We start from the raw sequence: 20,549 nt of genomic DNA, 5'->3' as shown, positions 1-20,549 counted from the left end.
CTCGGACAATCCATTTGTTCAATTTTAAAAATTGATTTATTCATTTTACAATTTAATTATAATCCCGGTATTCAGGATGAAACCGTCCAACGGTGCATAAATGTCCCGAAATTCAGGATTAGTCATCGAACCCGTATGAATGGTATCAAACCTTGTCTGCCGTCTGTCGGTAAAGTTCTCAAAGTTAGCATATATTGAGAACTTTTCCCAAATTCGTTGCATCATTAATCCGAAGACAAGGTAATCCTTACCTGTTTTACCGTCATTCAAATTTTGTTTTCCGGTATAATAAGCTTCCAATCCGATTTTCCATTTATCTTCCACCTCATACATTAAAACAGAATTGATTTTATGTTTCGGGGTTAAGGTTTTTTGGTAGCTTCTGCCGTCTTCCTTTACATCAGCATCCGTATAGGTATATCCGAGAAATAAACCGAAATCCTTATACTTAATTTTCATATTGGTTTCAGCCCCTTTACTATCCACGTGACCGTTAATGTTATTAAACTGCCAACGATTATTTTCAGCAGCTTGCAGTTCAAGCGGATTTTTCAGGTAAGTATAAAAGAATAACTGGTTTATACTTAAAAATACTTGGTCGCCGAACAAACCCGTTTTATAAGTAAAATCCACATTTGCCCCATAACTCCTTTCCAGTTTGTTCCTGTTGTCATCTATCGGCAAGACATTCTGAAACTGGATGCGTTCGCTATCTTCCGAAAAAATGGTAGGTGCTTTATATCCGAACCCACCACCTACACGGGATGAAAATTTCTCCGTTATCTTGAAATGAGAAGATATACGGGGTAGAACTGCAAAACCGTAATCGTTAATATAATCGGTACGCAATCCGCTTTCAAGATTCATCCAGTCCGTTATTTTCGTATTGTTCTGTACAAATACGCCTACGGTAGTCATATTGTAATCACGTAAAGGAAAATCGGTCAGTTTTTCTTCGGTAAACTTATCCGTCCACACATTCGCACCCGCTACCCATTCCGTTTTTTCTTTTGTATGTATATAAGATACTTCTGAAAAAGACGATAACTGGTCGCCGTCAAATTTGAAATCGGGAATCTCAATCTTACGGCTGAAATAAGTAATGCTGTTCTTTACATTTAATCTGTTTTGTTTGTCGAAACGATGTTCAAATGTAAGTTGGCTTGAATGCCTTTGTGTCTTGTTTCTTTCAAAATAGGAATGTTCTTCGTTTCCCTTATCTTTTACATACTCCATATCACCACCCAGACGGTTTTCAATCATGGAGTTTATACCGAAATTAAAATCTGTGTTTTCAGACAGGTACAAGAATAGCTTAGGATTAAATACAAACCTGTCGAACTTTGGTATTGCCGTAAAGCCAACATCTGACGGATCATAAGCCCAGTTACGGTTATACGATGCAAAAACGGTAGTACCTACCTTGTTGAATTTCTGACCGAAAAAGCTGTTTACATCAAGCCCTTTACCTGTTGTCCCATTCAGGTGGATTGAGAAATCCCTTTCCTTTTCAGGCGTTTTCGATATAAGGTTTACCAGTCCCGCAATAGCACCGCCACCGTATAAAGTAGAAGAAGAACCTTTTATTATTTCAACCTGCTTTAAATCGAGCGGTGGTGTCTGTAATAAACCTAATCCGCTTGCTGCACCTGAAAATACGGGAAAACCGTCTTTTAGTATCTGTGTATATCTACCGTCCAAACCTTGAATGCGAATAGATGAATTACCCGATATGGCTGATGTTTGTTGTGTCATAATACCCGTGCTTTCATTCAGAAGCATACGTATATCTCCGGGTTTCATCACTCCTTTTTCGCCTAACTCTTCGGCATTTATAAATTCAATACGGGTAGGAATATCTTTAAAAGTACGTGTCCCCCTTGTTGAAGAAACAACTACTTCCTGCAATGTTTCTTCATCAGGCTCAACCCTGATAACGATAGGTTCATCCGAAGCCAACGGGAATGTAAATTCTTTTATGGTCTTTTCATATCCTACATAAGTAATTTCAAACCTCTGTTTACCGTCTGGAATATTGGAGAGTACCGCTAATCCTTCAGCATCAGAAGATGTTCCGTTCGTAGTATTTTGAAGTATAATATTAGCACCGATTAAAGGCTCTTTGTTATCACAGTCTATTAGTTTAACGTTAAGTGTATTTTGAGCGAAAATATTGGAAATGCTGAATACTAAGAATAGCATCAGTATAATTTTTGTTTTCATTTTATTTCTTGTTTTTAAATCTTCAACTATAAATGATATGAGGATTACGATATTACAAAGAATGTATTATCGTAAAAATTGCAGGGCATATTCACAACGACCTGTATAATAAAAATTAGTTTATGCTTTTGGCGGTTGCCAGATTGAAGATTTATAATCAGAGAGAGCGTTTTTTACTATATAATCTGATTTATAATCAGGTATAGAGCCTAAAATTATTATTATTGGATTATAAAAACGGGCTTCCGGAAATCCGGAACAGGTATTACAATGTAGAAAAGGGGAACAACAACTATCATCGGAACAGTCGTCACAACTATTGCCTATGTCATTGCTCGTTTCAACGGTATCTGTATATATAGCTAAACATTTATCCTCAAAACAACATGGCATTACTGATAACAGTAATACATATATGGATAATATGAGGGACAAATATTTCATGCTGCAAAGATAGCGATTATGTTTTGCAACTTAGTTGCAAGTTTCGTACTATTTTCACAGATTATCTACTGTTTAATTTACGATTCTATTTCGGCTATTGCTTTTTCAATTTCAGCAAAGGCTTCGCTCATTACTTCCTCTACCAGTCCGCCGATTTGTGCTGCCATAGCAACCGAATTCATGCGCGAAATACGGGTTATACCATCAGAAGTCTGATATATAGATATGCGACATGGAAGTAATGATGAATAAAGACGTTCCATATCATGCTCCAATATTCTGCCGGAATATTTGGGGTTGCACAATTCTATGACTTTTATCGGTAGCACTTCTTTCCCATTTTTGCGAAGCGTTTCCTGCATATCATGAATATGCTGTATTTTCCAGTTTCCGAGAGACTGGATTTTTTCGGATAGTTTATCGAAGGTTTCGTCATAACTGTAACGGCTTACGTTTTCTAAAAACATTGCGCTCTCAGGTTGTTCTGTTGATTTCATGATTCTTTTTTTATATTACTCTATGTTATTATTTAAACAATTTTCTTGCCAAAAAGGTTGCATAATACGTTTATTATCCGCTTTATTTTTACTATTTACATTGCATGAAGATACAAGCACCTTACATAATTTTATAAAGATTTTGATAGTCAATTTTTAACAGCTAAATATGCTAAAAGTCTGATTTTCTTTAAAAATGGATGTACATCATCATTAATTTAAAATAAAAAAGATTGATGAAAATCGAAGATTTTTAAAAGATCTGCAAATTATTCGTTTATTTTCTTCAGAATAATTTGCAGATCGTTCTAAATTACACTTTTTCCTTCCATTCAATAACGGCAAAGTTCCCGTCTGAAATCTCCTTCACTTTATTAATCCATTGCACTTCACTTAATGCTTTAGCTTTAAGGAATGGACTATTGGTTGAAGTCAGCAAAAGACTGGAATTAACCACCCACCATTTATTCTTAATTCTGGCACGTTGTAAGTCCTGTTGCAGTCTTTGTGCTTCAAACACAGGTGTTGTTTCCGGCAGGGTTACGATAACCACTTCCGTTTCCTTTTCGCTTCGCAAGCGAGGTAATAGGTTTTGAACCGCAGGGGTGATATTTCCCTGTGTCCGTTCTACTTCCTTATGATAACTTTGGGTTGAATCCAGCAGCAGCAACGTGTGTCCGGTTGGTGCAGTATCTATCACAACCACTTCATTATCCGCTTTGGCAACTATTTCGGCAAAGGAATTGAAAACGGCAATTTCCTGTGTGCATGGGGAACGCAGGTCTTCTTCGATATAACTTAAATCAGCATCACCCATTGTTTCCCTTGCTTTGTCAAGCACATTTTTCTGATAGGCAGCAAGCACCGCTTTTTCATCTATATGGCTTACTGTGATGCCGTCTATTTTCGTTTCGATATAAGCCAAATGGTTTGCAGGGTCAGTTGTAGTCAGATGCACTTTCACTCCTTTTTTAGCCAAACCACGAGCAATATTCCCGGCAATGGTAGTTTTGCCTACACCGCCTTTACCCATCGTGAAAATCACCCGTTTACCTGTTTTGTAGAGGTCTTCAATAACGCTGTCAATCGTATTGAAACTACGTTTCTCAATATCCGGACTTTCGTTCTTTATGGCTACATCCGCATTCAACATATTACGGATATTATCAATGCCTGTCATGTTATAAGAACGAAGCGGAACAATATAGGTGTTCAGTTTTAGCAAGGCTGCCGAACGGTTATTCAGCGCATTTTGCTGGTGTTCATAAATCTGTTTGGAAATACTATCGTCTGCATCGTAGTTTTCTAATACGCCATTTATGATTAAATGCTGTGTTTCGATACCTATATCCGACAACTCATTGGATGAACGTTCGACCTCTTTCAACGGGCTGTCTTCCGGTCGGCTGACAAGGAAGAGCGTTGTTTTAGACTTATCGGTTAGATTTTTTACCGCATGTTTATATACATCTTTGCGGTCTTCCAAACCTGATAATTGTCCTAAGCACGAAGCTCCGGTCGTATTTTCGTCAATAAAAGTATCCCACGCAGAAGGAAGTTGCAACATACGGAGTGTATGACCTGTTGGGGCTGTATCAAAAATGATATAATCATAGTTTTTGCTCTTATCTTCGTCAGTGATAAAATCAGAAAATTCATTGAACGCTGCGACCTCTACTGTGCATGAACCGGATAGTTGTTCTTCCATATTAGCAATTACACTTTCAGGTAATTTACCCCGATATGGAGCGATAACCGATTCCCTGTATTCGGCAGCCGCTTGTTCGGGGTCAAGGTTTACAACAGTCAAGCGGGGTACATCTTTAATGGGAGTACCTTTATTGTCTAACGGCATATCAAATACATCCTGTAAATTGGATGCCGGGTCGGTACTCAACAACAATACTTTTTTTCCACTATCTGCAAGACTTACAGCTGTAGCACAGGCGATAGATGTTTTGCCTACACCGCCTTTACCCGTGAAAAATATATACTGGGTAAGTTTTTCGTTTGAAGGATTATACTTTTTCATGTGGGTTATTTTTTTATTGTTAGTTCATCTTCTGAAATATCGAGCCATTCTGCAATCTGCTTATTTGATGGATACGCCTTTTTTATAGCAATTTCACCATCAACTGTGATTAGAGGAAATACGTCTGCTCCTTCTGCCATAAGGCAATCATTGACAACCTTCGTGGTTACATATACCTGAGGATGGTCTCGCAAGTTAAAACGTTCAACTATAATTCCTTTTTGTTTCAATGTTTCAACCACAACTGCTATACGCATCAACTCAGGGTCGATATTCACTCCGCACAATCCGGTAGGACAGCATAATGCAGGGTCATAAATTTTAATTGTTTTCATTTTTAATATTTTATTTGTTATTAATTCTATTTATTCAATGTTCGTAATGTAGCGAACTATTTGGTTAAAAAAATAGACGCTATCTGATTCAAAACAGCATCTATTCAATGCGTACAATTCTATCAATTACAGTAATCCATTGTTGCTGCATCACCAAAGTAACTGATTGCAGCAGTAGGGCAAAGAGGTTCGCAACCATGACAACCAGTTACACATCCATCAGGATATACAACTACTGGTTTCTCATTTTCTATCGCATAAACTCCTTTCTTGCATTTTTCAAAGCAAGCGGAACATCCTGTACATTTTTCCGAATCAATAATCGGATACCATGTGCTGCTCATAATGTGATGTTTTATAGATTCAGGGATTTCTTTATTTCTTCTTCACTCGGAACATACCCTTTCAACTTTACTTCTCCATCAACAACAACCGCAGGTAAAGACATAATGTTATACTTCATAATTTCAAGTATATTTTCTTCCTTCTTCAAATCGGCAGCAATGTTATTATCTGCCAACACTTTCCGGACAGATTCATAGGTTGTTTTACATTTGGCACAACCTGTACCTAATACAATAATCTCCATATTATTTATCTTATATTGTTATTTCTAATTAAATGCTTGTAATTATGTAGTAAATACCCACTATTATAAAAACGGCAGCGACAATCCATTTAAACCATTTCTGGAAGACACTCATCTTATTGTAGAATTTGCCTACGTTGCTAACACTGTATGCCAACAGCCATGCAATGATAATTACAGGCAACCCGGTAGCTATGGCAAATACAGGGGGAAGTAATAACCCTGACGGGCTGGCAATAGTCATCGGGATTAATCCACCAAAGTACAATACACCGCTATAAGGGCAAAAAGCCAATGCAAACAGCAAACCGAGCAGGAAAGCGTCGAGGTAGGTTTTCTTTCCTTTCTTGTTTTCTATTTTTGAGGTTAGCTTATTCATTCCCGGAACCTTTATTTTAATAATGTCCAACATGAATATCCCGATAATGACTAATGCTATCCCAAGCCACATTCCCCCAACATTCTGCAAAAGTTTAGCTACCTGAAACTGACTTGCTCCAAAATAGAAAATCAAACCAAGTGCCGTATAGGTAAACATTCTGCCGAGTGTATAGAATACGCCATTAAACATTACTCTTCGCTTATCGCCTATATCTTTACTAAGATAAGCGGTAGCTGTAATGTTGGTTGCCAATGGGCAAGGACTGATTGCAGTCATTAAGCCCAAAAGAAACGCCGTTAGTAATGGAAAGTTAGAGCCATCCACAAGATTCTGTAAAAACTCCATCATAATCTTTTATTGACTTCGGTTTTGATCAGGTCAGTGAGGTTTTCGGGAGTATTCAAAGCGTTGGCAAATGCCTTGTCGGTAATATCTATGGAATTATCCCCTTTGGCAATAATAAGGGCATTCCATGTTACTTCATATTTTTCTACGAGTGAAGCATTTTGTTTTTCATCGGTTTTTACTTCAATGAATTTCACGTGTGGATTGTCTGCATAAAGTTCTTTTATTGTCTTCTCTGTTACATCGCCTACCGCAATACAGGTTTTACAGCGTTGTTTACCGTGGAAATAGTAAACGTTCACCACAGAAGCATCCGCTACTTGCTCTTTAGCTTGCGTTTCAGTGGCTTGTCCGTTGTTTTTTTGTGCATTACCACCACAGGCTACCAGCAATATGGCAAAAAGCCCGATTAAAATACTTTTTTTCATACAATGTGTTTTTATTAGTTTGTACTATGTTTATTTATAATATTTCTTCCGAAGCCAAAAAGCCAAGTTCACTAACAGGATTAATACCGGGACTTCGACCAATGGCCCGACTACTCCGGCAAAGGCTTGTCCGCTATGTAATCCGAATACGCCGATTGCCACTGCGATAGCCAGTTCAAAGTTGTTTCCGGTTGCAGTGAAAGCAATAGAAGCATTTTTATCATAAGAAGCCCCCATAAACTTACCTGCGAAGAAACTAAGCAGGAACATCACGACAAAGTAGATAAGCAACGGTATGGCTATCCGAACCACATCCATTGGTATTTGTACAATCAATTCACCTTTCAGGCTGAACATAAGAACGATTGTAAATAACAGTGCAATTAAGGTTATCGGGGATATTTTCGGGATAAACTTTTCCTTATACCATTGTTCTCCTTTCAATTTCACTAATATAAGTCGGCTCAATATTCCCATTAAGAAAGGAATACCTAAATATATAGCAACCGTTTCGGCAATCGTACCGATGGAAATATCAACGATAGCCCCTTCAAACCCGAAAAGGGGAGGAAGTTTCGTAATAAACAACCAAGCATAGAAACTGTAAAAGAATACCTGAAAGATACTGTTCAGGGCTACTAAACCTGCACCGTATTCCGTATTTCCTTCCGCAAGGTCATTCCACACAAGCACCATTGCTATACATCTCGCTAATCCGATAAGGATTACACCTACCATGTATTCAGGGTAATCGTGTAAGAAGATGATGGCAAGTACAAACATTAATATCGGCCCGATAATCCAATTCAGGATTAACGAAACTGATAATATTTTTACGTCCTTAAAAACCTTCGGTAATTGTTTATAATCGACTTTTGCCAATGGCGGATACATCATTAAGATTAAACCGATGGCTAAAGGGATGTTTGTAGTTCCACTGGATAATGAATCTATTGTAGTGCTGAAAGATGGGAAAAAGTAACCCAGCCCAACCCCGATAGCCATTGCCAGGAATATCCAAAGAGTGAGATTCTTATCTAAAAAACTCATTTTCTTCTTACTCATTGCCTTTTATTTTTTCTATGTATAATTTATAAAATGCTTCTTTTATTTCATCCCGTACCCGGATATATTCCGAATGGATAAATTCTGGTGACCCTTTTGCTTCTGACGGATCTTCAAATCCTATGTGCAAACGGTTTTTCACTTTACCGAAAAAAGTAGGACAGTTTTCATTTGCCCCACCACAAACCGTAATGACATAATCCCATTCTTCATTCAGATACTTATCTACACTATCGGAAGTATGGCTGGATATATCTACTCCGGCTTCTTTCATTACTTCTATGGCTTTGGGATTAACCTTTCCGCTTGCATTTGTCCCTGCAGAGAATACTTTTAATGCAGGGTCGAAAGATTGCAGGAAGCCATGTGCCATTTGGCTACGGCAACTATTGCCTGTACAAAGAATTAAAACTTTTTGTGCATTCATATCAAAACATTATTAACAGCATCCGGAACTACAATCGCAAGCACTTTCAGGTTTTACACCTGTTACTGTAATAGAGAATATCTTTGAATTATTCTCCTTGTATTCATGGAATGATTTTTCATCAAGATGCTCTTTTAGGATATCATCAGGGACAACGATAGGTTTTTCCCTTTGTATTTTCACCTGTAAAAAACCTGCACTGAAAATCTTAACCATATATTGTTCTTTAGGAATTGCTCCTGCAATGCATCCGGCGTATAATTCTGCTACTTGTTTGATGGATTCAGGTAATTCACCTTCTAAAACCACATCCGAGATGCAGAAATGCCCACCGGGTTTTAAAACCCTGAAAATTTCATGGAAGATTTTATCTTTGGTTGGTAATAGGTTTAATACGCAGTTACTTATTACAACGTCAACGGAATTACCACCAATAGGCATATCTTCTATTTCACCTTTGCGGAAAGTGACATTTGTAAAACCTCTCTTTTGTGCGTTATTTCTTGCCTTTTCTATCATAGCATCTGTAAAATCAATACCGATGATTTTCCCTGTTTCTCCGACTTCAGCGCGGGCTACAAAACAATCATTTCCTGCCCCGGAACCTAAATCCACAACAAAATCGCCTTTTTTTAATCCGGCAAAAGCTGTAGGAAGTCCACATCCCAGACCTAAATCAGCATCTGCTTCATAGCCGTCAAGCTGACTGTAATCCTCATTCATAATGTTATACACATTATCAGAGGAACAGCATCCAGAGCCACAACAAGACGACTGGTTATCATTTTGTAAAGCAAGTGCGCTGTATTTTTGCTTTACCATTTCTTTAATTTCTTTATTTTCCATATATAATAATAAGTTTATCAAAAATTCAATTCGCTTTAAAGCGAATTGTCTGTAGGTTCGCAAACATACGAACTTTAAAGATAAAAAATTATGTATTACAACAATTGTCTGATATTTCTACTTCAGTCAATAAAGCTTCAAATAATCTTTTCGCTAAAGACCAGTTTTTCTGATTAATGCAATACTTAACAGATGGCAATGTAATTTCACCTTGTATCAAACCGGCATCTTTTAATTCATTCAAATGTTGCGATAAAGTGCTTTTCGCTACTGGTAACACTTCAGACATATCTCCATGATAACAACATTCTTGACTTGCTAACAATTGCAGAATAGCAATCCGTACAGGATGCGAAAGGGCTTTGGCGAAACGTGCCATTTGCACCTGCTCAACCGTATATCTTTTCTTCACTTTTTCCATCTTCTTCATTTTATAGTTCGCAAATATACGAATAGTTTTTTAATTCGCAAATATACGAACAGTTTTTTCAGACAACAAACTGATTAGTATAATTTGAGTTGTATAGTTCATTATTCTTTATTACGGCAAACATGCGGGCTACGAGTTTGGCTCTGATAGCATTTAGTACTGACATTTTATTTTTGCCCTCAGCAACTTTTCTATCGTAATATACCCTTAATCCACTATTCTTATTTTGAATAGCAGATAAGGCTGCTAAATGGAGTAAAGATTTTATACTTTTATTTGCTCTATGGGAAACCCGATTTTTAGAATGCTGACTACTTCCTGATGAATAACTGAATGGAGCAACACCCGCATGGCAACAGAATTTACGACTATCTGTAAATCGTGTAAAGCCTTGTGTTTCCAGTATCATTTTTAAAGAAGTTTTTTTACCTATTCCTTCAATGCTCAATAATAATTTCATCTGATGAGATAATAAAGCATCCTTTGCTACAATATCCTCAATCTCCGCTTCAATATTAGCTATTGCTTTATCTAATTCTTTAATAAGCAGAGATAATCTCTTTGACTTCAATTTATAGACTCTATCAGGCATATATTCTTTTTGATCTGATAATTGAGCTTGGTATTTAGCTCTATCAACACATAGCATATTTAATTCTGTTGTTAATAGCTTTATTGATTCAACACTTATAGTTGGGTGGTTATATATTTTAAGTTTATCTATATAACGATAGGCATATAAAGCAATACGCTTTGCATCTACGGGATCATTTTTTCCTCGTTGCAACCCTGAACTGTATTTTATTTGAGTAGGATCTTCTAACCAAAGTTTATAGTTTCCGGCTTGACAAGAGATTGTTAAAGGATAAATATATAATCCTGTAAATTCAGCACATACTACTATTTGTTCTGCATCTATATTTTGTTCTGCACAAATTACAGATAAGTAGTCCTCGATACTCTTTTGATGATTTGAAATAACATCTTGTTTCACCACCACACCATTACTCAGGAGGCAACAATCCAAGTTCTTTTTACTCACATCAATTCCAATAAAATAATAGTTTCCCATAATAAAGTGATTTAATGATTTATAATTTGGAAAGGCATTTGAATATATCCTAAAAACCTTAAATATCTTTCAGATAAAATTCTTATATAGGTCTAATCCAAGACAAATAACAAGTTCGTTATAGTAACATAAGTTATTCCTATTTTCCATGCTGATTTACTTGTTATTTTCCTTTCTTCTTAATTCATAACGTAAATCATTAAATATTCTTGAAATTAAATGAATAAAATGAGTCCCAAATAGTAACATAGACTTTACATTTCTCTTTTTCCATACGGTTCACTCATTATAGTTTATAAAATAATTACAATGCAAACCTAAGGTTTTCCATGAGTAAAAGTAATCTAACGGAAGAAAAAGTAACAAAAAGCCTTTTAAACCTATTTGTTTTCATACATTTGAACAAATAGGTATTTTTGTCTTGAAATCTCAATAATATGCCTGTAAAAATAGAAAAATGGGTAGTTGCCCAAAAAAAACATAAATTGTCAGATAAGCACGTCCAGATGGCTCGTGAGTTGGGACTAAATCCCGATAAATTAGGTAAAATAGATAACCATAAACAGGAAACATGGAAAGTTCCGTTACCCCAGTTTATCGAAGATATATATATCAAACGGTTTAAACGGGAAGAACCTGTTACTGTTCGCTCTCTGAATGACATTATCGCAGATGACAAAGCAAAAAAAGAAAAGAAGAAAAAAGAGAAAGCTAAAAAGCGTGCTTTACGAGAACAAACCGATAGTAGCGAAAATAAATACATAGAATAATCTACAAATTCCACTATGGAAAGTAAATTGTAGATTAACAGATATTTAAAAAGTTAAATGAAATCATCTATGATATATATAAATTCTCTACTTTTGCATAAAAAGCGATAAGCATGAAGGTTGAACATATAACATATAAAGGCTCTACACTTGTTAGAGATACTGATGATATTACAGAGGAAACAATAAATTTACTCAAACCCTTTGAGGACATTAATAAGGAAAAGAGCAAATTGAAATTTCCTTTAACTAATTTGGAAGTCGTTACTACCATAGCCAGCAACGTTGCTATTTTTAACTTTGAAAAAAATAATATCCCTTTGTATATGAACTTTTGCTGTTTTGAAGCAAAAGACGCATCTATGGTATTGGAACTGGTTGATAATTTTATAGAGAAAAGAGGATTTGAGAAATTGACTACTACCCCCAAAGAAAGCTCTTTTATATATACAGTTCCTTGCTATCCTTCCGCTTCGCTTACAAGCGGAGAAGAAGAAATGATAATGGGCGAAGTGGAACTATACATATATTATTCCTTATATCTCAACGATTACCGAAAAAAAACAAATAACACACATTCTGCTGACACTACATCAAAAGAAAAAATAAAATACGAGGTGGGTAAGAGATTCCCTGATGAAAGATATTTGAATCAAATAGAAACAACTGCTGCTATTATTAATACAGCATTTTTTGATGTTTTTTGCAGTTTCCATGAACCAACGACAGAAGAAATAAGACTATTCCGAAAGGGGAAATTAGATGTTTACTTATATGAAAACTCTAACATTCCATTTCTGATTTTTGACATGGGTTTTTCTTTTGAAGTGAGTATTGATGTAACTAAAATTCCAGAGGAAAAACAAGACGATTGGTTAAATTCAGAAGCAAATATAATAACAATGTTTCTTGTGGATGCCGGAACCGGAATCATGCAGGGAATAAGAACAATAAGTATTCCCCCCAATTTTGCAGAAAAAATTAGGGATATATCGGAAAAGCAGTTACAGGAGGACATAAATGTAGAACAAGCAATAGATCAGATAACGGAACAACTTTCAACAGAGCAAATGATGAAGAAATCAACTCTAAAATATACCGTGAAATAAAAAACAAAAGAAGCATTAAAGTTAAATTTAATGCTTCTTTTGTTTTATCGAGGTCTGTCAAAATCATTTTCCATTTCCCACCTGATCCAATCCTCCAGAGAATCAAATTCGTGAGGCATCTTGTCCAATGAATGCCTGTCAATCTTCAGTTCCTTTTGTTTCTCTCTGTAATGTCTGTCTAATTCCTGCACCTTCCTTTGGTATTCCTTTTCCATTTGCCGACTATCAATTATCCACCAAGTTGTAAAGCCTACCACGAACAGGATAAATACAGAAACGAAAAGTATCTCCCCTTTTGAAATGTAGCCCATAGCCCGCAAATCCTCAAACACAAATTTCTTATACTCAATATAGTCTTTTACTTTAGTATAGATTGTCTTTATTTCCATAAACGGGGTTTATTATGGGTAACTGAAAACATATTAAAATAGGTTCTCTCCGGCTTTTCCTTAGATAACAAATGAACAAAGCCCGTGCGGGTTACAATCTCCACATAAACCTCTGTTTCGTCCAGATGTACTATGTCTTCAAATCGAATACAATCCCGTGTACTGACTAATTCTTTTTTCCCTTTCATTGCTTCATAGACATACTCATAGTCAGGAAAAATAAATAGTGATTCTTTAATCGAAATTCTGTGTAATACCAGTATAGGACGGATTTTATCACAAACAGTAAACTTATTTACAGGTGATTGCCTTTTAAGGTAAAGTTTAGAAATGGCTTTTTGTGCAAAATTCATGATCTCTCTGTAATATTATGTTAGTACCAAAAAACAGGCGCAAGAATTACTAAATATCGGCTTTGAGGTACCGCCAAGCACCCACTCACTCAATAGATAATAACCTCACGCCCTTGCCGGTATATGCGAGTAACATATATACAGACTGACGGAAGCTAACATCCATTACCATGTGAGTGAGTTCTAAAATATTTGGCGGTTTTCAAAACCTCACTATAATGCTGCTATTTCCTATGTAAGAACCATCCGATGACTGGCATCGTTATAAATGATCCTGTGTGCAAAAATACACAAAAACAATGGAATATTACTGATTTTGAAAACATAAATCAATAGCACGCCACTGTAAACTATCCTATTTGCTTGTTGATTTCTCGCTTGAATGTAAACGGACGAGCGATAAAAGGATAGCTACTGATAGCACCGCCAGTCGTTACTGTAATAGTTCCAAAATTAAATATACGTCCCAACACGTTCTGGCTTACATGCAATCCTTCGCATTTAGCCAGGACAAGTTCGACCGTTCTGCGGCTTATTACACCCGTTTTCAAAATTACTCGTTTATTAGTAACGGCATAAATCGAACCAACCTTTATCAAAACACGCTGTACAAGGGAAACCAACCCCAAGAACAGCAATGTTACACCTAAATAGCGTGTCATCCGGGCATCATCAAGATAACACATATAGCCAATACCCAACAATATAGCGGGTTGGAGAAAAAGAAATATATGTATTTTTGCCCTGTATTTTATTTCTTCTCCGGGCTGTAAATATGTAGATAAAAAGTTCATATTTTTGTTTTTTAGATTTTCCGCCCTTTCCCTTTTCGGTCTGGCTTTTTATTGATTTGGATAGAGTTTTTTTGTTTTTCTGCGGTAGTTTGTTCCACAGATTTGACATTTAGGTTTTTGCTCTTTGCATCATACCTTAATTCTCCAATTTTCACAAAACCATTAGATGTTTGTATATCCTTAACTCTAATAGATTCTCCATTATATAGCTGCTTATGCTGATCGTATGATAAGGGCTTATTTATTATATTTTCCACTCTTTTGTGGAATGTATAAATGTTATCGCCCTTGCTAATCTCTTCTGGAATATTGATGTTATATCCCTCAATAGCTTTTTTAGTAAATAAAATCATATCAGCAGTCCTCATATTAGAAGGAACCCAACCTAATGAACTGGGATCACTCTTAACGGCTGTTTCAGCAACTTCGGGTGTCCAAGCCTTTTGCGGTATAACGTGAAAACTTCTACCGCTCTTTTGTAAAGCATCTTTTGCTATTTCCGGTGTGATTAAATCATGACTAACAATATGTAACAACAAATCCACTTTTTCGGGATTAGTATGAGCTTTAAATACTTCCAGCAACATTTGAGATGATGTAACAGAATTAACAACAGAGAAATCGTTTTTATCTTTCCCGAAAGTATTGTCCAAAGCAATCCGACACAATTCATCGGTTCGGTCTTCATAAGGAATACCTATTAAGTTTTTCGGATTATCTTTTACCATTTTTCGATATTGTTCTTCCCCTTTCATTTCATCCAAAATATACGGAATGGCATAAGGACTGCTTTTTATAGCTAACTCACATAATTCTTTTGTTTTTTGGCTTTCTGGAATATGTGCCAAGTATGATCCGTCACGTTTTACAGCAGCTTCGCATAATTGTTTATCCTTAAATTGGATGGGGATATTGTAAAACAACTCTGGTTGTTTCTCAAAAATTTTATATGCCAAATCCTGTTTTATATAATCAGGCTTCATATTCTCCAAAAATTCTTTCGTAGTGGAGTAATCTTTGCATTGTTCATTGAAAACCTTTAGATGAATATCCTCAAACGGTATAAATGACAATATACGGGGATGACTGGCTGTATTTACCGCTTCCAGACAAACTTCATGTGTTAGTTTATCCGCAGGGAAATACTGTATTGCAAAAGCGTCTTTCTTTAAAGCCTGATTACATAGTTCCGTAGTTTTCATTTCATCGGGAACATATCTCAGGCTATGAAAGGTCGAATTAATTGCAGCCTCGCATAATTCCATCGTTTTATCTTTGTCAGGAATATTATATAGCCGCATACCATCACCTTTAACAGCCTCCATTCTTAACTCATAAGAATGAAGATGTTCCGGAATAAAGCCTAATACTCCCGGTTCATCCTTAACACCATACATGGCCATCTCCGCAGTCATAATTTGCGGATTGATGAAGCCGTATATATCCATCATATTAACCATAGAATTTTCATATAGCTTTATCCCATGCATACAAACGTCTGGATAAGGGATGAAAGCTAACACTTCGATACCCTCTCCCGTAATATCATAAGCGGAATGAAGGGCTCTTCGGCACATTTGTTCTGTTTTCATTTCTTCAGGAACAAACTGTAATGCCCAGCCGCTATTCTCCACAGCAACATTACATAGATCGGATGTTTTCATATTATCAGGTATGTACTCCAATGTTAAACCATCACCTTGAAGTGCCTTTTTCATAAGTTTTTCATTCAGAATATTTTCAGGCACATACCTTATATTATCGGGATCAACTTCAATGGCAGCCAGAGAAACACTTTCAGTTCGTCTATCTCCGGGTAGTGTCATAAATCTGTCTTTATCCTTACTGACAAATTCAGCATCTTGTTTTTCTTGTGGATTCATTTTTATTTATTTTTCGTTGTTATAATTTCAAAAAGGCAATAACACCATTTTTGGGGATTCAGATAGCGCTTACCTTTTCTTACTTCGTAATGCAGATGGCTACCTGTCGATACTCCTGTATTGCCTACACAGGCAATCTGTTGGGTTATACTTACCGAATCCCCTGCATTTACCATCGTCTTACTCAAATGGGCATAAAATGAATGGAAACCGCCTGCGTGTTCAATCTCAATGTAGTTCCCATATCCCGAACAAAAACCCTTGCGAACTACTATCCCGTTACCAGTGGCATAGACTGGGGTACCTTTGATTTTAGGAATATCAATCCCGGTATGAAATTTTTGTATTTTATAAACAGGATGATAACGCCTACCAAAGCCCGATGAAATATATAGCGGTTTTTTTATTGGAAAAATCACAGGATAGTCGGATAACTCATCAATAGACATTTGCAAAGAATCCGCTATCTGTTGGAACTCATTTATAGAATAGGCAGATTTCGTACAGTCTTCTATTTCCGATTTTCTGTTTAGAGAATCAAACGGCTGCCCCCATAAAGGCAAATGCAGCAAAACGGTGACGAATATTAGTAGGTATTTCATAATCAATCTGTAAAAACAGTAAGTACCCGAAATAATCCGGGTACTTTACTTATTCAACTTCCTCACCCCACAGATCTACGTCTGTCGGTGCATTATTCAACGAATGGGCTATCCATAGCCAGCAGAGGACGTTTAACACGATATAGCTGCATATAATCATGGACTGATACTTTTAGTAAATCATCATCTTCTTCATCATCCCCCTTGTCATTCTGCCAACTAAATGTTTTTTGCACGACCTGACCGAATGAATCTTCGATATATACGTCGATAACCTGCTGATCCGTACTGTGTGATGTATAATAGAGCCGGAATGTCGTTTTATTCAACGGATATAGGTCATTCGGTAGAAATACCGTTCCGTCATCCATCCGCAGTTCTCCTTTTCCATCACTTTGAAAATACCTGATAAAGAACCGGGCGTTATCATAGTCACCTTCCTTTACCAGTTGGCATCGAATCTCCGCACTCTCGCCCTGAACGATTTTTTTCTGGACGGGCATAGTAACAAGATCAAATGAATAAGCCTGCTGAATATCCAAATCGTCACTACAGGCACAGACTATTGCCGATAGCAATAGCGTGTATAAAAAATATGCTAAAAACTTTTTCATGTTTTTTTATTTTATAAAATTATCTTTGGGAGATAACCTTTTGAATAAAAGGCTGTAAGCGGAATTTTTCAGCGGTAGAGGTAACGATTTGGCAACCGTGCTTATTTCTGCGTTTTGCGCTGTATTTCCTCAAATAACTCACTGCAAATCTACGAATTATTTCTCACAAACCAACACATATTTTTTCCCTTTTTTTATTTGATATACCTTTTCTTTCATTCAGGGAATAGATAAGGCAACACTTTTGCAGGAAATACTACCCGGAGCGTAGCGCAGGTGTGGAGATTTCCTGCAAAACCCGTAGGGCTTGGTGTTTCCGTTCTATTGCCTGTGTGTATTTTTGTATCTCAAATGAATAAAGGATTACTTTAACCCATTGAAAAAAGAAATAAGTTTTTCTACCGATACCGCATAATTAGAGCCGTCTATCGAATGAAAACCTAACTTCCGGGCAAAGGATGCGCTTTTCTCGTTGGTGGATTCTATTCCGATGTGCTTATAACCGTATTTTGAGGCTATTTCAGCCAAGAACCTGACGAAGTGGGAACCATGCCCTATCCGTTCTTTTTGAAAGCCTATTCGGGCTATAATTAGGCTATCGGGCGGAAACAAGCTTTCTACCTTTCGGATACGCAAATAGAGGTCTATCCGGCTGTTCCTTCGGGTGGTTAGGATATTGTCAGGAGTAAGATATACAAGTGAAAGACGATACTTAAACCGCTTCATCAGGTAGTTATCTATCGCTTTGCGTATTTCTTCGCACTCATTCATATTGCTAATTTTTAATCGTTTATCTTCTGATTCCCCGTTTGGGTTTTTGTTCTTTTTTAGGTGGGTTTACCGCCTGTTCCTTTTTTCTTTCATCGAGAAGCGTATTTTGCGGAGCGGGTTGTATTCGGGCGGCTTCTTGTTTAATTTCACACTCTTGCATTTCAAGCTGTTCGGAGATACTACCGTTCTTCATCGTGTTGTAGTACTCAAAGGATTCGGAAAGTTCCCGCTTGTAGCCGAATAGCTTGTCAAATCCCTGCTCCGCCTGTTGGAACAGGCTTTTTCTATCAAAACCACCCTTAACCGTTCCTTTCTTGGTGTTTTTGTGGTTGGTGAGCGGGGATAGCTTCTTTTTGTTGGACTGGTCTTTCCGGCTGACAATCAAATGGCAGTGCATATTTAGTTCGTTGTTTGACCTGTCCCGGCTGAAATGTATCTTACCGTAAAATTTTATATCTTCTGCCAATAGTCCTTTGTTGAAATTCTTGGCATATTCAGGAATGACGACTTCCCGGATATACTGTTTCATGGCTTCGGCTTGTTCCTGTTCAGTATTACCCATTGCCCGAAGCTCCTTTTCCGATGGACTGACATGGATAGCGTAAAATTTGGCATCCGTTTTTAATAACTGACCGATATTACTGTCTATATCCTTTATTACTTGTGATTTATAGATATTATCGTCCGTCAGGTTGAAAAATCCTTCGGTATAGATTCCCTGCTCCATGCGTTCCATATCTTCATGTTCACAATAATCCGCTAATCTCCGGCTACTGCCTGCATTATTGTATGTGCCTTTGGACGGTGGCGGGAAATCTATGTTCATGGGGTTTATATTTGCTTGTTACTGCTTTTCGTTTATCAGGTCGTTAATCTCGTTTTTTAGGTTCTCCTTCCGTTTGCCGTCCATTACTCCGCAAGTGGCAAGTTCAGAGTATAGGGAAATCAGTTTCAGGAGTTTATTGTTATTCCGCTCCTGCTTCTTTGATGATGCGTTCACGGCTTGGGAAAGGTCAGTTATCTGTTTGGCTTGATTATTTATTACGGTTGCGTGTTGGTTGAATGTTTCGCTTATCTTTTTTAGGACATTATCCTGTAATTCTCTTGTGGTGTTTATCTCCGAAGTTATCAACCCTGTCTGTTCTTTCACGGAAGCATCAAATTTGACGGCTATTGAATGGCTCGTCCGTATCATCGGGTTAAGTTCCTTTTCTTCATAGCTTCGGATAAAGCGGATAATATCGTCCTGCCGTTTGTTGATTTTGGCAAGTTCCGTTTTTACCGATTCGGGAGCATCGGCAGGGTTGATATGGGCTTTCTCCAGATACAGAAATGCCAGTTTCACAATTTCCCCTTTTTTCAGCGAATAGCGTTTGCAGATTCTCTCAACCAAAGCATTGGTTTCATTGTCTATCCCGATAGTGGTAAATATGGTTTTCCGGTGTTGATTACCCATGTGTTATAACTATTTTATGACTATTTTCAATACTAACCACCTGATAATAAGCGGTAAAAAAAGACCGCTTATAACAGGTATTATAACTGTGCTTTAGTATAAAGCACTAAAGCCGAAGGCTTTGCCCCGCAGGGCAAGAGGAAGAACAGGACGAAGTCCAGTTCCCTCTTGCTCAATTTAGCGAAACAAACAGAGCCGAGAGGCGAAGTTGTTTCTGCTAAATGCGGAGCTACTTTGAAGGCGTAAACTTAAAGCAAGCCTTCATCCGCTTGCGCTATTCTGCTTAGAACATAAAAAGCAGAATCATTCCTCATTTTCGTCATTATTTTCTTCTTTCGGGTGCTTCTTGTCAAACTCTTGGGATGCCCAGTAGTCCATATATTTATGGACGAATACCCGAACATCGTTTACACGGTAATAGGTCTTATGTCCTATCATAAAATAGGGTAGCTTTCCGTCCGACCGATAACGTTGCAGGGTGCGTTTAGACACTTTAAGTAGAAAGGCTAAATCTTGGTTGTCGAGTAGCTTCTCGTCCTTATCGAATACCTTATCGGTATTAATCAGGGATTTCAAATCCTGACCGATTTCACTTAGCTTTTTGGATAGCTTCTGCATCCATTTTTCAAAATCTTCATTGTTGATATACATTTCATTTCATTTTTGAGATTATTAATTCGTTATCTCAATGCA

At 37.0% G+C, this 20,549-nt stretch carries 24 protein-coding genes and 1 pseudogene; 2 read left to right on the top strand and 23 right to left on the bottom strand.

What is annotated here, in order from left to right; all coding sequences use genetic code 11:
* Positions 1-45: 45 nt before the first annotated feature.
* From D0T66_RS02590 to D0T66_RS02530, 13 genes are all read right to left on the bottom strand, one after another.
* Positions 46-2,223, bottom strand: coding sequence for a TonB-dependent receptor (locus D0T66_RS02590; RefSeq protein ID WP_129733296.1), 2,178 nt, complete (start codon positions 2,221-2,223; stop codon positions 46-48).
* A gap of 521 nt (positions 2,224-2,744) precedes the next feature.
* Positions 2,745-3,164: a DUF302 domain-containing protein gene (locus D0T66_RS02585; RefSeq protein ID WP_229058434.1), complete on the bottom strand. Its 420-nt coding sequence runs from the start codon at positions 3,162-3,164 to the stop codon at positions 2,745-2,747.
* A gap of 313 nt (positions 3,165-3,477) precedes the next feature.
* Positions 3,478-5,196 carry an arsenical pump-driving ATPase gene (arsA, locus tag D0T66_RS02580; protein ID WP_129733297.1) on the bottom strand — a complete coding sequence of 573 codons (1,719 nt, stop codon included), beginning with the start codon at positions 5,194-5,196 and terminating at the stop codon, positions 3,478-3,480.
* A 5-nt stretch (positions 5,197-5,201) separates the two neighbouring features.
* Entirely contained in the window at positions 5,202-5,531 is a 330-nt protein-coding gene (gene arsD, locus D0T66_RS02575) for an arsenite efflux transporter metallochaperone ArsD (RefSeq protein WP_129733298.1), read from the bottom strand.
* A gap of 122 nt (positions 5,532-5,653) precedes the next feature.
* Complete coding sequence (locus D0T66_RS02570) at positions 5,654-5,875, bottom strand: ATP-binding protein (protein WP_129733299.1); 222 nt, start codon at positions 5,873-5,875, stop codon at positions 5,654-5,656.
* A gap of 11 nt (positions 5,876-5,886) precedes the next feature.
* Positions 5,887-6,120, bottom strand: a complete 234-nt coding sequence (locus D0T66_RS02565; protein WP_129733300.1) for a thioredoxin family protein — start codon at positions 6,118-6,120, stop codon at positions 5,887-5,889.
* A 28-nt stretch (positions 6,121-6,148) separates the two neighbouring features.
* Complete coding sequence (locus D0T66_RS02560) at positions 6,149-6,847, bottom strand: aromatic aminobenezylarsenical efflux permease ArsG family transporter (RefSeq protein WP_129733956.1); 699 nt, start codon at positions 6,845-6,847, stop codon at positions 6,149-6,151.
* Positions 6,847-7,275: a nitrophenyl compound nitroreductase subunit ArsF family protein gene (locus D0T66_RS02555; RefSeq protein ID WP_129733301.1), complete on the bottom strand. Its 429-nt coding sequence runs from the start codon at positions 7,273-7,275 to the stop codon at positions 6,847-6,849. The genes D0T66_RS02560 and D0T66_RS02555 overlap by 1 nt, the downstream gene beginning before the upstream one ends.
* A 30-nt stretch (positions 7,276-7,305) precedes the next feature.
* The gene (gene arsB / locus D0T66_RS02550) at positions 7,306-8,340 is read right to left on the bottom strand and encodes an ACR3 family arsenite efflux transporter (protein ID WP_129733302.1); all 1,035 of its coding nucleotides are present in this window, start codon (positions 8,338-8,340) and stop codon (positions 7,306-7,308) included.
* Positions 8,333-8,767, bottom strand: a complete 435-nt coding sequence (locus D0T66_RS02545; RefSeq protein WP_129733303.1) for an arsenate reductase ArsC — start codon at positions 8,765-8,767, stop codon at positions 8,333-8,335. The genes arsB and D0T66_RS02545 overlap by 8 nt, the downstream gene beginning before the upstream one ends.
* Before the next feature lie 12 nt (positions 8,768-8,779).
* Positions 8,780-9,613 (bottom strand): arsenite methyltransferase, encoded by an 834-nt coding sequence (arsM, locus tag D0T66_RS02540; protein WP_129733304.1) that lies wholly within the window; start codon positions 9,611-9,613, stop codon positions 8,780-8,782.
* A gap of 88 nt (positions 9,614-9,701) precedes the next feature.
* Complete coding sequence (locus D0T66_RS02535; RefSeq protein ID WP_129733305.1) at positions 9,702-10,034, bottom strand: helix-turn-helix transcriptional regulator; 333 nt, start codon at positions 10,032-10,034, stop codon at positions 9,702-9,704.
* Positions 10,035-10,101: 67 nt separating this feature from the next.
* Positions 10,102-11,115 carry an IS110 family transposase gene (locus D0T66_RS02530; protein ID WP_129733306.1) on the bottom strand — a complete coding sequence of 338 codons (1,014 nt, stop codon included), beginning with the start codon at positions 11,113-11,115 and terminating at the stop codon, positions 10,102-10,104.
* A 437-nt stretch (positions 11,116-11,552) separates the two neighbouring features.
* Here D0T66_RS02530 and D0T66_RS02525 point away from each other — a divergent pair, with 437 nt between their 5' ends.
* Both D0T66_RS02525 and D0T66_RS02520 read left to right on the top strand, forming a co-directional pair.
* Positions 11,553-11,885 carry a hypothetical protein gene (locus D0T66_RS02525; protein ID WP_129733307.1) on the top strand — a complete coding sequence of 111 codons (333 nt, stop codon included), beginning with the start codon at positions 11,553-11,555 and terminating at the stop codon, positions 11,883-11,885.
* A 113-nt stretch (positions 11,886-11,998) separates the two neighbouring features.
* Positions 11,999-12,994, top strand: coding sequence for a hypothetical protein (locus D0T66_RS02520; RefSeq protein WP_129733308.1), 996 nt, complete (start codon positions 11,999-12,001; stop codon positions 12,992-12,994).
* A 44-nt stretch (positions 12,995-13,038) separates the two neighbouring features.
* Here the strand turns inward: D0T66_RS02520 and D0T66_RS02515 are convergent, their stop codons facing one another.
* From D0T66_RS02515 to D0T66_RS02470, 10 genes and pseudogenes are all read right to left on the bottom strand, one after another.
* Positions 13,039-13,383 (bottom strand): hypothetical protein, encoded by a 345-nt coding sequence (locus D0T66_RS02515; protein WP_129733309.1) that lies wholly within the window; start codon positions 13,381-13,383, stop codon positions 13,039-13,041.
* Positions 13,374-13,736, bottom strand: a complete 363-nt coding sequence (locus D0T66_RS02510) for a hypothetical protein (RefSeq protein ID WP_129733310.1) — start codon at positions 13,734-13,736, stop codon at positions 13,374-13,376. The genes D0T66_RS02515 and D0T66_RS02510 overlap by 10 nt, the downstream gene beginning before the upstream one ends.
* A 350-nt stretch (positions 13,737-14,086) precedes the next feature.
* A complete protein-coding gene (locus D0T66_RS02505) occupies positions 14,087-14,530 on the bottom strand; it encodes a PH domain-containing protein (protein WP_129733311.1) in 444 nt (147 codons plus the stop codon).
* 11 nt (positions 14,531-14,541) lie between these two features.
* Complete coding sequence (locus D0T66_RS02500; RefSeq protein ID WP_129733312.1) at positions 14,542-16,413, bottom strand: DUF4116 domain-containing protein; 1,872 nt, start codon at positions 16,411-16,413, stop codon at positions 14,542-14,544.
* Positions 16,414-16,415: 2 nt separating this feature from the next.
* Positions 16,416-17,015: a M23 family metallopeptidase gene (locus tag D0T66_RS02495; RefSeq protein WP_165359883.1), complete on the bottom strand. Its 600-nt coding sequence runs from the start codon at positions 17,013-17,015 to the stop codon at positions 16,416-16,418.
* 185 nt (positions 17,016-17,200) lie between these two features.
* Positions 17,201-17,629 (bottom strand): annotated as a pseudogene (locus tag D0T66_RS02490) (DUF3872 domain-containing protein); the annotation flags it as partial.
* A gap of 363 nt (positions 17,630-17,992) precedes the next feature.
* The gene (locus D0T66_RS02485; protein WP_163267097.1) at positions 17,993-18,400 is read right to left on the bottom strand and encodes a GNAT family N-acetyltransferase; all 408 of its coding nucleotides are present in this window, start codon (positions 18,398-18,400) and stop codon (positions 17,993-17,995) included.
* Between the two features lie 19 nt (positions 18,401-18,419).
* The gene (locus D0T66_RS02480; RefSeq protein WP_163267095.1) at positions 18,420-19,226 is read right to left on the bottom strand and encodes a DUF5712 family protein; all 807 of its coding nucleotides are present in this window, start codon (positions 19,224-19,226) and stop codon (positions 18,420-18,422) included.
* Positions 19,227-19,244: 18 nt separating this feature from the next.
* Positions 19,245-19,856 (bottom strand): BfmA/BtgA family mobilization protein, encoded by a 612-nt coding sequence (locus tag D0T66_RS02475; protein ID WP_163267093.1) that lies wholly within the window; start codon positions 19,854-19,856, stop codon positions 19,245-19,247.
* A gap of 303 nt (positions 19,857-20,159) precedes the next feature.
* Complete coding sequence (locus D0T66_RS02470; RefSeq protein WP_163267091.1) at positions 20,160-20,507, bottom strand: helix-turn-helix domain-containing protein; 348 nt, start codon at positions 20,505-20,507, stop codon at positions 20,160-20,162.
* Positions 20,508-20,549: the final 42 nt, after the last annotated feature.

The sequence above is a fragment of the Dysgonomonas sp. 25 genome (genome assembly GCF_010501075.1).
Classification (GTDB): Bacteria; Bacteroidota; Bacteroidia; order Bacteroidales; family Dysgonomonadaceae; genus Dysgonomonas.
Note: the sequence above shows the minus strand (reverse complement) of the source record. Positions and strands in the feature narration are given on the sequence as shown.

Bases quoted from the DNA above. Each gene is read 5' to 3' on its own strand.
- D0T66_RS02590 (WP_129733296.1), bottom strand. From the start codon at position 2,223: ATGAAAACAAAAATTATACTGATGCTATTCTTAGTATTCAGCATTTCC.
- arsA (WP_129733297.1), bottom strand. From the start codon at position 5,196: ATGAAAAAGTATAATCCTTCAAACGAAAAACTTACCCAGTATATATTT.
- D0T66_RS02480 (WP_163267095.1), bottom strand. From the start codon at position 19,226: ATGAACATAGATTTCCCGCCACCGTCCAAAGGCACATACAATAATGCA.
- D0T66_RS02570 (WP_129733299.1), bottom strand. From the start codon at position 5,875: ATGAGCAGCACATGGTATCCGATTATTGATTCGGAAAAATGTACAGGA.
- D0T66_RS02505 (WP_129733311.1), bottom strand. From the start codon at position 14,530: ATGAACTTTTTATCTACATATTTACAGCCCGGAGAAGAAATAAAATAC.
- D0T66_RS02535 (WP_129733305.1), bottom strand. From the start codon at position 10,034: ATGGAAAAAGTGAAGAAAAGATATACGGTTGAGCAGGTGCAAATGGCA.
- D0T66_RS02510 (WP_129733310.1), bottom strand. From the start codon at position 13,736: ATGAATTTTGCACAAAAAGCCATTTCTAAACTTTACCTTAAAAGGCAA.
- arsD (WP_129733298.1), bottom strand. From the start codon at position 5,531: ATGAAAACAATTAAAATTTATGACCCTGCATTATGCTGTCCTACCGGA.
- D0T66_RS02495 (WP_165359883.1), bottom strand. From the start codon at position 17,015: ATGAAATACCTACTAATATTCGTCACCGTTTTGCTGCATTTGCCTTTA.
- D0T66_RS02585 (WP_229058434.1), bottom strand. From the start codon at position 3,164: ATGAAATCAACAGAACAACCTGAGAGCGCAATGTTTTTAGAAAACGTA.
- D0T66_RS02530 (WP_129733306.1), bottom strand. From the start codon at position 11,115: ATGGGAAACTATTATTTTATTGGAATTGATGTGAGTAAAAAGAACTTG.
- D0T66_RS02515 (WP_129733309.1), bottom strand. From the start codon at position 13,383: ATGGAAATAAAGACAATCTATACTAAAGTAAAAGACTATATTGAGTAT.
- D0T66_RS02520 (WP_129733308.1), top strand. From the start codon at position 11,999: ATGAAGGTTGAACATATAACATATAAAGGCTCTACACTTGTTAGAGAT.
- D0T66_RS02475 (WP_163267093.1), bottom strand. From the start codon at position 19,856: ATGGGTAATCAACACCGGAAAACCATATTTACCACTATCGGGATAGAC.
- D0T66_RS02485 (WP_163267097.1), bottom strand. From the start codon at position 18,400: ATGAATGAGTGCGAAGAAATACGCAAAGCGATAGATAACTACCTGATG.
- D0T66_RS02470 (WP_163267091.1), bottom strand. From the start codon at position 20,507: ATGTATATCAACAATGAAGATTTTGAAAAATGGATGCAGAAGCTATCC.
- D0T66_RS02545 (WP_129733303.1), bottom strand. From the start codon at position 8,767: ATGAATGCACAAAAAGTTTTAATTCTTTGTACAGGCAATAGTTGCCGT.
- D0T66_RS02525 (WP_129733307.1), top strand. From the start codon at position 11,553: ATGCCTGTAAAAATAGAAAAATGGGTAGTTGCCCAAAAAAAACATAAA.
- arsM (WP_129733304.1), bottom strand. From the start codon at position 9,613: ATGGAAAATAAAGAAATTAAAGAAATGGTAAAGCAAAAATACAGCGCA.
- D0T66_RS02565 (WP_129733300.1), bottom strand. From the start codon at position 6,120: ATGGAGATTATTGTATTAGGTACAGGTTGTGCCAAATGTAAAACAACC.
- D0T66_RS02555 (WP_129733301.1), bottom strand. From the start codon at position 7,275: ATGAAAAAAAGTATTTTAATCGGGCTTTTTGCCATATTGCTGGTAGCC.
- arsB (WP_129733302.1), bottom strand. From the start codon at position 8,340: ATGAGTAAGAAGAAAATGAGTTTTTTAGATAAGAATCTCACTCTTTGG.
- D0T66_RS02500 (WP_129733312.1), bottom strand. From the start codon at position 16,413: ATGAATCCACAAGAAAAACAAGATGCTGAATTTGTCAGTAAGGATAAA.
- D0T66_RS02560 (WP_129733956.1), bottom strand. From the start codon at position 6,847: ATGGAGTTTTTACAGAATCTTGTGGATGGCTCTAACTTTCCATTACTA.